This window comes from Ruegeria sp. CDSB022, from assembly GCF_059611145.1.
Genome location: NZ_JBXWOZ010000011.1, coordinates 60,235 through 74,054, shown reverse-complemented (window position 1 = coordinate 74,054; position 13,820 = coordinate 60,235). Strand labels below are relative to the sequence as shown.

At 57.1% G+C, this 13,820-nt stretch carries 12 protein-coding genes; 7 read left to right on the top strand and 5 right to left on the bottom strand.

Translation table 11 applies throughout. The features are described from left to right. Position 1: 1 nt before the first annotated feature. From mnmG to AC2FIZ_RS15315, 4 genes are read left to right on the top strand one after another with little or no spacing between them, the layout of a single operon-like run. Complete coding sequence (gene mnmG, locus AC2FIZ_RS15330) at positions 2–1,870, top strand: tRNA uridine-5-carboxymethylaminomethyl(34) synthesis enzyme MnmG (RefSeq protein ID WP_496791286.1); 1,869 nt, start codon at positions 2–4, stop codon at positions 1,868–1,870. Next, on the top strand, positions 1,867–2,481 hold the full coding sequence (rsmG, locus tag AC2FIZ_RS15325; RefSeq protein WP_496791285.1) for a 16S rRNA (guanine(527)-N(7))-methyltransferase RsmG: 615 nt from the start codon (positions 1,867–1,869) through the stop codon (positions 2,479–2,481). Before mnmG ends, rsmG begins: the two co-directional genes overlap by 4 nt. Then, positions 2,474–3,277: a ParA family protein gene (locus tag AC2FIZ_RS15320; RefSeq protein WP_142637414.1), complete on the top strand. Its 804-nt coding sequence runs from the start codon at positions 2,474–2,476 to the stop codon at positions 3,275–3,277. Before rsmG ends, AC2FIZ_RS15320 begins: the two co-directional genes overlap by 8 nt. Positions 3,278–3,296: 19 nt before the next feature. Next, positions 3,297–4,193 (top strand): ParB/RepB/Spo0J family partition protein, encoded by an 897-nt coding sequence (locus tag AC2FIZ_RS15315; RefSeq protein WP_496791284.1) that lies wholly within the window; start codon positions 3,297–3,299, stop codon positions 4,191–4,193. Here the strand turns inward: AC2FIZ_RS15315 and AC2FIZ_RS15310 are convergent. Genes AC2FIZ_RS15310 through rph form a run of 4 tightly spaced genes read right to left on the bottom strand, consistent with a single transcriptional unit; the run spans position 4,183 to position 7,008 of the window. Next, entirely contained in the window at positions 4,183–4,536 is a 354-nt protein-coding gene (locus AC2FIZ_RS15310) for a YbaN family protein (protein ID WP_142637410.1), read from the bottom strand. The two genes, AC2FIZ_RS15315 and AC2FIZ_RS15310, sit on opposite strands and share 11 nt — an antisense overlap. 3 nt (positions 4,537–4,539) lie before the next feature. Continuing rightward, entirely contained in the window at positions 4,540–5,694 is a 1,155-nt protein-coding gene (hemW, locus tag AC2FIZ_RS15305) for a radical SAM family heme chaperone HemW (protein WP_281973388.1), read from the bottom strand. Then, positions 5,684–6,298 carry an RdgB/HAM1 family non-canonical purine NTP pyrophosphatase gene (gene rdgB, locus AC2FIZ_RS15300; RefSeq protein ID WP_142637405.1) on the bottom strand — a complete coding sequence of 205 codons (615 nt, stop codon included), beginning with the start codon at positions 6,296–6,298 and terminating at the stop codon, positions 5,684–5,686. Before rdgB ends, hemW begins: the two co-directional genes overlap by 11 nt. Next, a complete protein-coding gene (rph, locus tag AC2FIZ_RS15295) occupies positions 6,295–7,008 on the bottom strand; it encodes a ribonuclease PH (RefSeq protein WP_142637403.1) in 714 nt (237 codons plus the stop codon). Before rph ends, rdgB begins: the two co-directional genes overlap by 4 nt. A gap of 112 nt (positions 7,009–7,120) precedes the next feature. Here rph and hrcA point away from each other — a divergent pair, with 112 nt between their 5' ends. Beyond that, positions 7,121–8,185 (top strand): heat-inducible transcriptional repressor HrcA, encoded by a 1,065-nt coding sequence (gene hrcA / locus AC2FIZ_RS15290; protein WP_281995819.1) that lies wholly within the window; start codon positions 7,121–7,123, stop codon positions 8,183–8,185. 10 nt (positions 8,186–8,195) lie between these two features. Continuing rightward, the gene (locus AC2FIZ_RS15285) at positions 8,196–8,759 is read left to right on the top strand and encodes a nucleotide exchange factor GrpE (RefSeq protein WP_142637400.1); all 564 of its coding nucleotides are present in this window, start codon (positions 8,196–8,198) and stop codon (positions 8,757–8,759) included. 32 nt (positions 8,760–8,791) lie between these two features. Here AC2FIZ_RS15285 and mutS read toward each other — a convergent pair whose 3' ends face one another. Then, positions 8,792–11,404, bottom strand: coding sequence for a DNA mismatch repair protein MutS (gene mutS, locus AC2FIZ_RS15280; protein WP_496791303.1), 2,613 nt, complete (start codon positions 11,402–11,404; stop codon positions 8,792–8,794). A gap of 160 nt (positions 11,405–11,564) precedes the next feature. Between mutS and AC2FIZ_RS15275 the strand changes: the two genes are divergently transcribed. Continuing rightward, on the top strand, positions 11,565–13,820 hold the full coding sequence (locus AC2FIZ_RS15275; RefSeq protein WP_281973389.1) for an NADP-dependent malic enzyme: 2,256 nt from the start codon (positions 11,565–11,567) through the stop codon (positions 13,818–13,820).

Sequence of the window (13,820 nt, the reverse complement as noted above, 5' to 3'; positions counted from 1 at the left end):
CGTGAAACATTCGGATTTTGACGTCGTCGTTATCGGAGCGGGCCACGCCGGAACAGAGGCGGCCCATGCGGCCGCCCGGATGGGTGCGACTACCGCCCTTGTGACTCTGTCGGCCACTGATATCGGCGTAATGTCCTGTAACCCGGCTATTGGGGGCCTCGGGAAAGGGCATCTTGTTCGCGAAATTGACGCGTTGGACGGGGTGATGGGGCGCGTCGCAGACCAGGCGGGAATTCAGTTTCGTTTACTGAATCGCCGTAAAGGCCCCGCTGTGCAGGGGCCCAGAACGCAGGCAGACAGGGCTTTGTACCGAGCTGCGATGCAGCGAGAAACCACGGCACAGCCGGACCTCAGCGTCGTAGTCGGCGAGGTGACAGATTTCCTGGTGAATGGACCTGCTGTTACCGGAATTCGATTGGCGGATGAGTCTGAAATACGGGCCGGCGCTGTGATCCTGACGTCTGGGACATTTTTGCGAGGCGTTATTCACATTGGTGACGTATCGCGCCCTGGCGGACGTATGGGGGATCGTCCCTCGGTAAAGCTGGCCGAGCGTTTGGATAGCCTTAACCTGCCGCTAGGACGCTTGAAAACGGGGACACCGCCCCGGCTGGATGGTCGGACGATTGATTGGTCAGGTCTCGAAAGTCAGGACGGCGATGATGAACCTACGCTGTTCTCATTCCTCTCGATGGGGGTGGTGGCGCCGCAGATTTCTTGTGGGATTACGCATACCAATGCCAGAACACATGAGATCATTGAAAAGAACCTTTCCAGATCGGCGATGTATGGGGGGCATATTGACGGTATAGGCCCCAGATATTGCCCTTCGATCGAAGATAAGATTGTGCGGTTTGCGGATAAGGAATCTCATCAGATTTTCCTCGAGCCAGAAGGTGTGAATGATCACACAATCTATCCGAATGGAATTTCTACCTCACTGCCACAGGATGTTCAGGTCGATTATGTCAGATCCATTAAGGGGCTGGAAAAGGCAGAGATCCTCCAACCTGGCTACGCCATCGAATATGACTACGTAGATCCTCGCGTTCTGACATCATCACTGTCGTTGCCTGAGGCGCCAGGACTATATCTTGCGGGTCAGATTAACGGTACCACAGGATATGAGGAAGCTGCAGCTCAGGGAATGGTGGCTGGCCTCAATGCTGCCCTTCAGGTCTTGGGTCGGGATCCAATCCATTTCACGCGTTCCGACAGTTATATTGGCGTCATGGTCGATGACCTGACCACTCGCGGAGTGGCAGAACCATATCGGATGTTTACCTCACGGGCAGAGTTTAGATTGTCTCTGCGCGCCGATAATGCCGACCAACGACTGACACCTATTGGCCTACGCCTAGGTTGCGTAAGCGAGACACGCAGCACGCACTTCTCTGAAAAGATGGAGAAGTTGGGGGCTGCGAAAAAGAAGCTCACAGATCATACCTATACTCCGAAAGAAGTGCGAGAAGCTGGTATCGAGGTCAATCAGGATGGCAATCGCCGCGATGGTATGGCGATTTTGGCCTTTCCTGATGTGAGCTTTGAGGACCTTGTTCCCTTGATTCCTGAGTTGCAGGACGTTGATTCAGGTATTCGGCAGCAAGTGGAACGAGATGCGCTGTATGCGAATTATATCGAGCGGCAAAGACGTGATGTCGAAGCGATGAAACGCGATGAAGCCTATGAGATTCCGCGTGATTTTGACTTCTTCACATTGGATGGGCTGTCGTCAGAGATGAAGCAGAAGTTGTCCACCGCCCGTCCTGAGAATGTAGCGCAGGCAAGCCGGATAGAGGGTGTGACGCCGGCTGCGCTGACTCTGGTGTTGGCCAAGCTTCGCCGAGATCAGAGGGTGCGCAAAGCATGAAGGAAGAGCTGTTTGACGGTCTGAATGTTTCACGTGAAACATTTGATCGACTGGCAACATATGTTGCCCTTGTCGAGCGTTGGAACCCGAAAATCAACCTCGTATCGCGCAAAAGCTTGTCCGAAATCTGGACACGGCACATTTTGGATTCCGTTCAGGTTTTTCGATGTGCCGAGAACTTTTCGCATTGGGTTGATATTGGAAGTGGTGGTGGGTTTCCCGGTATGGTCTGTGCAATCATGGCGATCGAAGAAACACCAGACGCAAAATTCACCTTTGTTGAAAGCGATCAGCGAAAATCTGCGTTTTTACGCAATGTATCCCGGGAATGTGGCGCAAACTGTAAAGTGGTGGCGAAACGCATTGAAGCGGTGGACCCCCTGAATGCAGATGTTTTGTCTGCCCGCGCCTTGGCAGATCTCGGGGTATTATTATCTTTTTGTGACAGACATTTAGGCGATTCTGGCGTCGCTTTGTTGCCGAAAGGTGTAAGCTGGAAAAAAGAGGTACAGGATGCGCAGGAAGAATGGAATTTCACCTGTGATCCGATTACAAGTTTAACAGAACCCCAAGCCGTCATCCTCAAGGTCAAAGGAGTATCACGTGGTTGATCTATCTCGTCCCTCAGGCCCCCGGATCATAGCGGTAGCCAACCAGAAGGGCGGGGTTGGGAAGACGACAACAGCCATAAACTTGGCAGCAGGCCTGGCCGAGGCCGGATGCAGGGTTCTAGTGGTTGATCTGGATCCACAGGGGAATGCTTCAACCGGTTTAGGTGTCGAGGATCGAGATTGGACAACTTATGATCTGATTCTGGATGATGCGCCTTTGGATGCGGTCGTTCAGGACTCGGAGATTGAAGGTATTCTCGTTGTCCCCGCTACGGTAGACCTCAGTTCCGCCGATATCGAACTGATTTCGAACGAAAAACGCAGCTATTTACTGCATGACGCGTTACGCCAGACTGCTATTGATAAGTACGATCTGGATTTCGTCCTGATTGACTGTCCGCCATCGCTGAATCTTCTGACGGTAAACGCGATGGTCGCAGCGCATTCCGTACTGGTGCCATTGCAAAGCGAGTTCTTCGCATTAGAGGGTTTGTCTCAGCTCATGCTGACCATTCGCGAGGTGCGACAGACTGCGAATCCAGACCTCAGAATCGAAGGTGTTGTGCTGACTATGTATGACAACCGCAACAACTTGTCCCGTCAGGTCGAAAAAGACGCACGTGACAATCTGGGTGAGATGGTATTTAAAACCAAAATACCCAGAAATGTGCGGGTCAGTGAGGCTCCGTCATACGCGTTGCCGGTTTTGCAATATGACTCGGGGTCTCTGGGCGCGATGGCCTATCGGCATTTGGCCCGGGAAGTCATGCATAAGAACAATAAAACCGCAGTCTGAGCGGTACTAGGAGGACCCTGTGACAGCCAGAAAATCAAAACCAAGAGGGTTGGGTCGCGGGCTTTCGGCGTTGATGGCAGATGTCACACAAGAGCCCCAGGGACGCGTGCCAACTGATTCACGGCGGCCGGACCTGACGATTCCAATTGAAAAGCTTCACGCAAACCCAAATCAGCCGCGCCGCACCTTTGCCCGGGAACATCTGGATGAGCTTGCCGCTTCGGTCAAAGAGAAGGGGATCATTCAGCCTCTGATCGTCCGAGAAATTGCCGAAGGCGATTATGAAATCGTCGCGGGTGAACGCCGCTGGCGCGCGGCGCAAATGGCGCAGTTGCATGATATCCCCGTTATCGTTCGCGATTTTGATGACACTGAGGTTCTGGAAGTCGCCATTATCGAAAACATTCAGCGCGCGGATTTGAATGCGGTGGAAGAGGCGGCCGGCTATAAGCAGCTGATGGACCGCTTTGGTCATACGCAAGAAAAGCTGGCTGAAGCATTGGGCAAAAGCCGCAGTCATATTGCCAATTTGCTGCGCCTGTTGTCCCTGCCAATCGATGTACAAACCCTTGTAATAGAAGGAAAATTATCGGCTGGCCATGCACGGACGCTGATCACGGCCGAGAATGCCTCGGATCTTGCAAAGCAAATTGTCAAAGACGGGCTGTCGGTGCGGGCAACGGAAGCGCTGGTGAAGAAGCAACAGCAGGGGGATGCGGCCCGACCGGCACCAAGGTCTCGGGATCTGAATGCGGGTAAAGATGCGGATACCCGGGCGCTGGAAAAGGATCTTTCCGCGATTCTGGCGATGAAAGTGGCGATCAATCACAAAGCGGGCTCGGAAACGGGGCAGGTGGTCCTGACCTATGAGAACCTGGATCAACTGGATGATCTTTGTTCCAAGCTCAGCCGCTAGGGCGGGTCCAGATAAAGAACATCACGCCGCCTAGTACAATCGCCTGGATGATCAGGACATGAGACGGCGCAGACATCATGACCGATAGTCCAAATACGGCGGTGACCGACAGGGTGGCCGCCTTTTTTGCGGCCGGACGAATCGCGCCTGAACTCTGCCAATCGACGATCATTGGGCCAAACAGTCGGTGCGTTATCAGCCAGCTATGCAGCCGTGAAGACGAGCGGGCAAAGAAGAAGGCGGCGAGTAGCAGAAATGGAACCGTTGGTAGTAGGGGAAGCACCACCCCAACAGCGGCCAGCCCGACGCATAACAATCCAAGCCCTGCCCACAGATATTGCATGGTCTACCCCAAAAGTTCGCGGATCACCGCGTTCAAGACGGCCCGCCCGTCGGTTGTGGCCATCAGTCTACCATCCAGCATTTGAACCATGCCGATATCCTGAAGATGGCCCAATGGGTCTTGTGGTAAGGGGTGGCCTGATATTCCCATATATCTATCTATATCTAGCCCGCCGGTAACCCTAAGACCCATCATAAGGTATTCACTTGCCTGGTCTTCACGCGACAATGCGGCGCGTTCTTTCTCTCCGCTACCACAGGAAGCCGCGTCCAACCACCGCTGCGGATTCAGATAGGTTTCAGTCGCGTATTTCTGGCCATTCTGGGTGATCCGTCCATGGGCGCCGGGGCCAATACCGACATAGTCACCATAGTGCCAATAGATCAGATTGTGCTGTGATTCCGCGCCGGGGCGGGCGTGGTTCGATACCTCATAGGCGGGCAGACCATGAGCCTCGCAGATTTCTTGCGTGGCCAGATACATATCGGCGGCGCTATCATCCAAGGGCAGGCCGCGCAGCTTGCCCACGGCATAGCGATCACCAAAGGCGGTTCCGTCTTCTATGGTCAGTTGGTACAGCGACAGGTGATCGACCGCCATCGACAGGGCTTCGGTCAACTCTGCGCGCCAGGCATCAAGGGTTTGATGTTGCCGCGCATAGATCAGGTCAAAGCTGACCCGTTCAAAACAATGACGGGCTATGTCATAAGCAGCCCGCGCTTCGGCCACGCTGTGAATGCGGCCCAACCGGCGCAGATCGTCATCATTCAGCGCCTGAACCCCCATTGAGATACGGTTGACGCCTGCTTCCCGGTAGGCTGCGAACCGTCCCGCCTCGACCGAGCTGGGATTGGCTTCAAGTGTGATTTCCATGTCATTGGCGGGGTGCCAAAGGGCGCGGGCGGTATCAATCACTGCGGCGACGGTTTCGGGATCCATCAGAGACGGGGTGCCGCCGCCAAAGAAGATGGTGTTCAGGACACGGTTGGGGGTTTCGGAAGCGCTACGGCGCAGCTCGACCAGATATGCATCAAGCCATTGTTTTTGATCAATATTTTTTGAAACATGGCTGTTGAAATCGCAATAGGGGCATTTGGCCTCGCAAAAGGGCCAATGCACATACAGGCCAAAGCCCCCATTGCGCCAATCATCCGCCAAAACAGCCTTTCACGAACATCTCAACCGCGCGACCGCGATGGCTGATCTTGTTCTTTTCCCAGCGATCCATCTCGGCAAAGGTAATGCCATGACCCTCGGGCACAAACATTGGATCATAACCAAAGCCGTCCGCACCACGAATGGGCCAGACCAAGTGACCGGGGGCGATGCCTTCGAACACCTCGTCATGCCCGTCGGGCCAGGCCAGCACCAGAGTGCATCGGAATTGCGCGGTGCGGGGGTGCGGGGCGTTCTTGGCCTCCAGCTCTTCATGCGCGCGGGTCATCGCCATCAGGAAATCGCGGCCATTGCCGGTTTCTGCCCAATCGGCGGTATAGACGCCCGGAGCGCCATTCAGCGCGTCGACGGTGATCCCGGAATCGTCCGACAGCGCAGGCAGGCCGGTCGCGTTGGCCGCGGCATGGGCCTTGATCCGGGCATTGCCGACGAATGTATCCTCGGTCTCTTCCGGTTCAGGCAGGTCCATGTCAGCGGCGCCGATAACAGTGACGCCAAAGGGTTCAAGCAGATGTGCCATCTCCTCAAGCTTGCCTTTGTTATGCGTGGCCACCAGCAACCTGTCGCCGTCGAACTTGCGGGTCATGCGGTGGCGGCCTTTTGCGCAGCAGCCAGTTCACTAACGCCCTGTTCAGCCAGATCCATTAGTTGATCCATCTGAACGCGGCTAAAGACCGAGCCCTCCGCGCTCATTTGAACTTCGATCAATTTGCCGGACCCGGTCATGATAAAGTTGCCGTCCACGCCGGCTTCGCTGTCTTCGGGGTAATCCAGATCCAGCACCGATTGACCGGCGTAAATACCGCAGGACACGGCCGCAACCGGGTCAACCAGCGGGTCCGAGATCACGTCACCCGTTTTCATCAGCTTGTTGACCGCAAGACGCAGCGCAACCCAACCGCCTGTGATCGAGGCACATCGGGTGCCACCATCGGCCTGGATCACATCGCAGTCGACGGTGATCTGGCGTTCACCCAAGGCAACCCGATCAACACCTGCACGCAGGGCACGGCCGATCAAACGCTGGATTTCCACGGTACGACCACCCTGCTTACCGCTGGCAGCCTCGCGCCGCATCCGTGTATTGGTCGCACGGGGCAGCATGCCGTATTCAGCGGTAACCCAGCCCAGGCCCGAACCCTTGATGAACGGTGGCACGCGATCTTCGATCGTGGCAGTGCACAACACATGGGTATCGCCCATCTTAATCAGGCAAGAACCTTCGGCATGTTTGGTAAATCCCGTTTCGATTGAAACGGCGCGCATTTCGTTTAGATCACGTCCTGAGGGTCGCATGGGAATTCCTTTGTTTGCTGGTTTGGGGATACCGCCCCGCAGCGTCAGGATGCAACCCTGATTGACCTTTCGCCTACCTGCTATTTAATGGCCATCCAGCAGAGGATTGCCGATGAGTGACGCAAGCAAAATTCTGAACGAGATGAATGACCGGTCGCGCGAGGTGTTTCGGCTGATTGTCGAAAGCTATCTGGATAGCGGTGAGCCTGTCGGCAGCCGTACCCTGACGCGCACTTTGTCGGAAAAAGTCAGTGCGGCGACGGTTCGCAATGTGATGCAGGATCTTGAGTTTCTGGGCCTGCTCGACAGCCCTCATGTCAGTGCGGGGCGGATTCCGACGCAACACGGGTTACGGATGTTCGTGGACGGATTGCTGGAGGTCGGTGATCTGGGCGCGGATGACCGGCAGAAGCTGGACGACACACTGGGCGCTAACTCGGGGGATGTCGGCGGGATGCTGGACCGTGTCGGCGCGGCCTTGTCACACGTGACACAAGGGGCCTCACTGGTTTTGACGCCGAAACACGAAGCGGAAATCAAACATATCGAATTTGTGTCGCTTGGGCATGACAGAGCCCTGGTGGTTTTGGTCTTTTCCGACGGTCAGGTGGAAAACCGGCTGTTCAAGCCGCCACCCGGGCAAACGCCCAGCTCGATGCGGGAAGCGGCGAATTTTCTGAACGCGCTGATCGAGGGCCGCACAATCAGCGAGGTTCGCCGTCAGATGCTGACCCAGATAGATGCGCGCAAGCAGGAAATTGACGTGTTGGCCCGTGAAATGGTCGACAGCGGCATGGCCGCATGGGACGGGGATGATGGCGACTCGGCCCGTTTGATCGTCCGAGGGCGGGCGAATCTGCTGGGTGAACGCGGCGAAGCAGATGAGTTGGAGCGCATTCGCACCCTGTTTGACGACCTCGAACGCAAGCGCGACATCGCCGAATTTCTGGAATTGACCGAAGAAGGCGAAGGTGTGCGCATTTTTATCGGGTCTGAGAACAAACTTTTCTCACTTTCGGGTTCCTCTTTGGTGGTGTCTCCATATATGAACGCTGATCGTAAGATAATCGGTGCGGTTGGGGTCATCGGGCCCACACGTCTGAATTATGGACGGATCGTGCCGATCGTGGATTATACGGCGCAACTGGTCGGCAAACTGATATCCGACCGGAGCTAGAGGGTAAGAGATGGCAGAGCCCAAGAACGAAGATTTTCTGGACGATATCGCAACGGCCGAGGCCGAAGAGCTGGCTGATGAATTTGCTGAGATCAGCGAAGAAGCGCTGGAGCTGGATGAGCTGCGCGCCGAGCGCGACGACTACAAAGACAAATTCATGCGTGCATTGGCCGATGCGGAAAACGCGCGCAAGCGCGGCGACAAGGCGCGGCGCGATGCCGAACAGTATGGCGGCTCGAAGCTGGCCCGTGACATGCTGCCGGTCTATGACAATATGAAACGCGCGCTAGAGGCCGCAACCGACGAGCAGAAAGAGGTCGCAGGCGCTTTGCTGGAAGGTGTTGAACTGACCATGCGCGCGCTTAAGGACGTGTTTCAGAAACACGGGATTCAGGTGATCACGCCAGAAGTTGGCGATCGGTTTGACCCCAATGTGCATGAGGCGATGTTCGAGGCCCCCGTGCCCGGAACACGCGCCGGTGACATCATCCAGGTATCTGCAGAAGGCTTTATGTTGTACGACCGGCTCTTGCGCCCCGCGCAGGTGGGTGTGTCGTCCACGCCGGCAAGCTAAGCACCTAAGATATCAATCAATTATTGAGGCGGTCAGGATCTGGCCGCCTCTTTCAATTTATAGATCAGGTCCAATGCCTCGCGCGGGCTTAGCTCATCCGGCAAGATCTCACCCAACATATCCGCAACGGGTGAAGCTTTTGGGGGAGGCGGTGGCGGCGGGGCAGCCGAGAACAGCGGCAGATCGTCGATCAAAGCCTTTTGCTTGCCGCCTTCGCGTTCGGTTTTCTCCAGCTGGTCCAGCACAACGCGGGCACGTTCGACAACGGATGCCGGCAGGCCAGCCAGTTGCGCCACCTGGACACCATAGGACCGGTCTGCGGCGCCTTTGTGAACCTCGTGCAAAAAGATCACTTCGCCCTCCCATTCCTTGACCGCAACGGTGGCGTTGTCGACACCTTCCAGATTTCCGGCCAGCGCGGTCAGCTCGTGATAATGCGTTGCAAACAGCGCGCGACATTTATTGGCGGCGTGCAGATGTTCGAGCGTGGCCCAGGCGATGGAAAGCCCGTCATAGGTGGCCGTCCCGCGTCCGATTTCATCCAGAATGACCAGCGCATGATCGTCGGCTTGATTGAGGATGGCGGCGGTTTCGACCATTTCAACCATAAAGGTCGACCGACCCCTGGCCAGATCGTCGGATGCCCCGACACGGCTGAACAGCTGGCTGACCACACCGATATAGGCTTGTTCGGCCGGAACATAGCTGCCCATCTGTGCAAGCAGGGCGATCAGCGCATTCTGCCGCAAGAAGGTTGATTTACCCGCCATGTTGGGGCCGGTCAGCAACCAGATTGCAGCACCATCTTCGGCGCTGAGATCACAATCATTGGCGATAAACGCGTCACCGCTTTGTTGGCGCAGCGCATGTTCAACAACCGGATGCCGCCCGCCCTGAATATCAAAGGCACGAGAGGCATCGACCTGCGGGCGACACCAGTTCTCGCCCCGTGCCAGATCGGCCAGCGCAGTGGTTAGGTCCAGTTCTGCCAGCCCGCGCGCGGCTTGGTTCAGTTGCGCAGCACGGGTAAGAATCTCATCAGAAAGCCTTTGATAGAGCCGCTTTTCGATCTCCAAAGCATGATTTCCGGCGTTCAGGATACGGGTTTCGATCTCGGACAGTTCTACTGTCGTGAACCGCACCTGATTGGCCGTGGTTTGCCGGTGGATATAGGTTTCGGAGAACGGCGGGTTCAACATCTTTTCGGCATGTGTGGCCGTGGTTTCGATGAAATAGCCCAGCACGTTGTTATGCTTGATCTTCAGCGAGGTGATGCCGGTGTGCTGGGAATATTTCTGCTGAAACCCGGCGATGACCGAGCGGCCTTCGTCCCGCAGGGTGCGCGCCTCATCCAGTTCCGCGTCATAGCCGGGGGCAATGAAGCCGCCGTCGCGCGCCATCAGAGGCGGCTCGGCCACAAGCGCCTCATCCAGCAGGGTCAGCAGATCATCAAACCCTGTCAGGTTTTGCACCGCAGTGGCCAGCAATACCGGCAGATCTCCGGCATTGCACAGTTCGGCTATGGTTGCAGCCTGCGCCAGCCCGTTGCGGATGGCGGCCAGATCGCGAGGACCGCCGCGTTCCAGCGACAGGCGCGACAAGGCGCGGTCCAAATCGGGGGTTTTGCGCAAGGCATCGCGCAGATCTTGGGCGATCAGGCTGTCATCGGCTGCAAAACTTACCGCATCCAACCGCCCGTGGATCACATCCAGATTGCGCGAGGGGCTGGACAGGCGCTGTTCCAACAACCGCGCGCCGCCCGGCGTGACTGTACGGTCAACCACCGACAAAAGCGATCCGGCGCGCCCGCCAGACAGCGACCGGGTCAGCTCCAGATTGCGGCGCGTTGCGGCGTCGATCTGCACCACGCGGTCCTCGGATTCTTTCAGCGGCGTTTGCAGCAGGGGCAATTTGCCTTTTTGCGTGATCTCCAAATAGTCAATCAATGCGCCCATAGCGGACACTTCGGCCCGGCCAAAATTTCCAAACGCGTCCAGCGCGCCCACGTGAAACAAAGCGCAGATGCGCTTTTCAGCCGCCGTGCTGTCGAAACTGGCGCGGCCAATGGGCGTCAGCGAGATGCCCAGATCGCGGGCAGGTTCGTGCAGGACCTGTTCGGCCCCGTCCGCCACGATCAGCTCCGACGGGGCCAGCCGGGCCAGTTCAGGGCTTAGGCGCACAGAGGTCAAAGGCATCACGTGAAACGCCCCGGTTGAGATATCGGCCCAGGCAAGCGCCGCTTCATCCCTCACCTCGGCATAACAGGCCAGAAAGTTGTGGCGGCGCGCCTCTAGCAGCGCGTCCTCGGTCAGTGTTCCGGGTGTCACCAGCCGGACAACACCGCGCTTTACAACTGATTTAGAGCCTCTCTTCTTTGCCTCAACCGGGCTTTCCATCTGTTCGCAAACGGCCACGCGAAAGCCTTTTCGGATCAGCGTCAGCAGGTACCCTTCGGCGGCATGGACCGGCACACCGCACATCGGAATGTCGGCGCCGTTGTGCTTGCCGCGTTTGGTCAGGGCGATGTCCAGCGCCTCGGCGGCGTTGACGGCATCCTCGAAAAACATCTCGTAGAAATCGCCCATCCGGTAAAACAGAAGGGCGTCGGCATGGGCCTCTTTGATTTCGAGATATTGCGCCATCATCGGCGTGACTGTGGACAAGGCTGATCCCTTTTGACGGCGTTCGGTCGCGACCTTACAAATCCGCCATCTGGTGCGAAAGGCAAAAGTATTCTCGTTGAGGCGCGCGCGTGCCTGCGCTATGAGGCAGAAGCCCCGCAGTTGCAGAGAAACGACGTATCAAATGCCCAAAGCGAAGATCACCAACGAAGAGGCGCTGGCCTTTCACCTGGACCCAACTCCTGGCAAGTGGGAGGTACAAGCCACCGTTCCCATGACCACGCAGCGCGACCTGTCGCTGGCCTACAGCCCCGGCGTGGCTGTTCCATGTGAAGCAATCGCGGAAAATCCAGAAACGGCCTATGACTATACCAACAAGGGAAATCTGGTCGCCGTGATTTCGAATGGGACGGCGGTTTTGGGTCTTGGTAATCTGGGCGCGCTGGGCTCAAAACCGGTGATGGAGGGCAAGTCAGTCCTGTTCAAGCGTTTCGCTGACGTAAACTCGATCGATATCGAGTTGGACACCGAAGACCCGGATGAGTTCTGCCGCGCCGTGCGTCTGATGGGCCCGACCTTTGGCGGCATCAATCTGGAAGACATCAAGGCGCCCGAGTGTTTCATCATCGAACAGCGCCTGAAGGAAGAAATGGATATCCCCGTCTTCCACGATGATCAGCATGGCACGGCGGTGATCTGTGCGGCGGGCCTGCTGAATGCGCTGCGTATCTCGGGCAAGAAGATCGAAGATGTGAAGATTGTTCTGAACGGTGCCGGGGCTGCTGGGATAGCGTGTATCGAACTGCTCAAGTCGATGGGCGCGCGGCATGAGAACTGCATCGTGTGTGACACCAAAGGCGTGATCTATCAGGGCCGAACCGAGGGCATGAACCAGTGGAAATCGGCACATGCGATCACCACGGATCTGCGTACGCTGGAAGACGCCATGAAAAGCGCAGACGTCTTTCTGGGCGTGTCGGTCAAAGGGGCTGTGACGCAAGATATGGTCGCCAGCATGGCCGATAACCCGGTGATTTTTGCGATGGCAAACCCCGATCCGGAAATTACGCCGGAAGAGGCCCACGAAGTGCGCGTTGATGCCATCGTCGCCACAGGGCGCAGCGATTATCCGAACCAGGTCAACAACGTGTTGGGCTTTCCCTACCTGTTCCGCGGTGCGCTGGATATCCACGCCCGCGCCATCAATGACGAGATGAAAATTGCCTGTGCCCACGCCCTGGCCAACCTCGCGCGCGAAGATGTCCCTGATGAGGTCGCGATGGCCTATGGTAAGTCGCTGACCTTTGGGCGCGATTATATTATCCCGACACCTTTCGATCCGCGCCTGATTCACCGCATTCCGCCCGCCGTTGCGCGGGCCGGGATGGATACCGGCGCGGCGCGGCGCCCGATTATCGACATGGACGCGTATGAGCTGAGCCTGAAATCCCGCATGGATCCGACCGCCAGCATTCTGCGCGGCCTGAACGCGCGGGCCCGTCAGGCGCAAAGCCGAATGATCTTTGCCGAGGGCGACGATCCGCGTGTGCTGCGGGCTGCGGTGATGTATCAACGCTCGGGCTTTGGTAAGGCGCTGGTCGTAGGCCGCCCGGATGACGTCAAGCAAAAGCTGGAAGAGGCCGGGCTGGGCGATGCTGTGCGTGAGCTGGAGGTCGTGAATGCCGCCAACACTGCGCATCTCGATACCTATTCTGATTTTTTGTACGATCGCCTGCAGCGTAAAGGCTTTGATCGAAAGGATATTCATCGACTTGCCGCGCGCGACCGGCATGTGTTTTCATCGCTGATGCTGGCACATGGGCATGGCGACGGTTTGGTCTCGGGCGCGACGCGTAAATCGGCGCATGTGCTGGATCGGATCAACCATGTGTTCGATGCAGATGCGGCCCGTGGCGCGGCCGGTGTGACGGCGCTGTTGCACAAGGGGCGGATCGTGCTGATCGGCGACACTCTAGTCCATGAATGGCCGGACGAAAACGATCTGGCCAATATCGCCGAGCGCTCAGCAGCCGTTGCCCGCCATATGGGGCTGGAGCCGCGCGTTGCCTTTGTCAGCTTTTCGACGTTTGGCTACCCGGTGTCGGAGCGGGCCGAAAAGATGCACCGCGCTCCTGCCGTTCTGGATCAGCGTGGCGTAGATTTCGAATACGAAGGTGAAATGACGGTGGACGTGGCGCTGAATGTCGACCAGCAGGCAAACTATCCGTTCCAGCGCCTGACCGGACCGGCGAATATCCTGATTGTCCCAGCACGGCATTCGGCCTCGATCTCGACCAAGTTGATGCAGGAAATGGGTGGGGCCACGGTGATCGGCCCGATCTTGTCGGGCATCGACAAGCCGATTCAGATCTGTTCGACCATATCGACGGCCAATGACATTCTGAACATGGCCATTCTGGCCTCCTGCGATATTGGTTAA

Coding starts and splice junctions, on each gene's coding strand:
- rsmG (WP_496791285.1), top strand. CDS start 1,867: ATGAAGGAAGAGCTGTTTGACGGTCTGAATGTTTCACGTGAAACATTT.
- AC2FIZ_RS15310 (WP_142637410.1), bottom strand. CDS start 4,536: ATGCAATATCTGTGGGCAGGGCTTGGATTGTTATGCGTCGGGCTGGCC.
- rdgB (WP_142637405.1), bottom strand. CDS start 6,298: ATGACCCGCAAGTTCGACGGCGACAGGTTGCTGGTGGCCACGCATAAC.
- rph (WP_142637403.1), bottom strand. CDS start 7,008: ATGCGACCCTCAGGACGTGATCTAAACGAAATGCGCGCCGTTTCAATC.
- hrcA (WP_281995819.1), top strand. CDS start 7,121: ATGAGTGACGCAAGCAAAATTCTGAACGAGATGAATGACCGGTCGCGC.
- AC2FIZ_RS15285 (WP_142637400.1), top strand. CDS start 8,196: ATGGCAGAGCCCAAGAACGAAGATTTTCTGGACGATATCGCAACGGCC.
- mutS (WP_496791303.1), bottom strand. CDS start 11,404: ATGATGGCGCAATATCTCGAAATCAAAGAGGCCCATGCCGACGCCCTT.
- AC2FIZ_RS15275 (WP_281973389.1), top strand. CDS start 11,565: ATGCCCAAAGCGAAGATCACCAACGAAGAGGCGCTGGCCTTTCACCTG.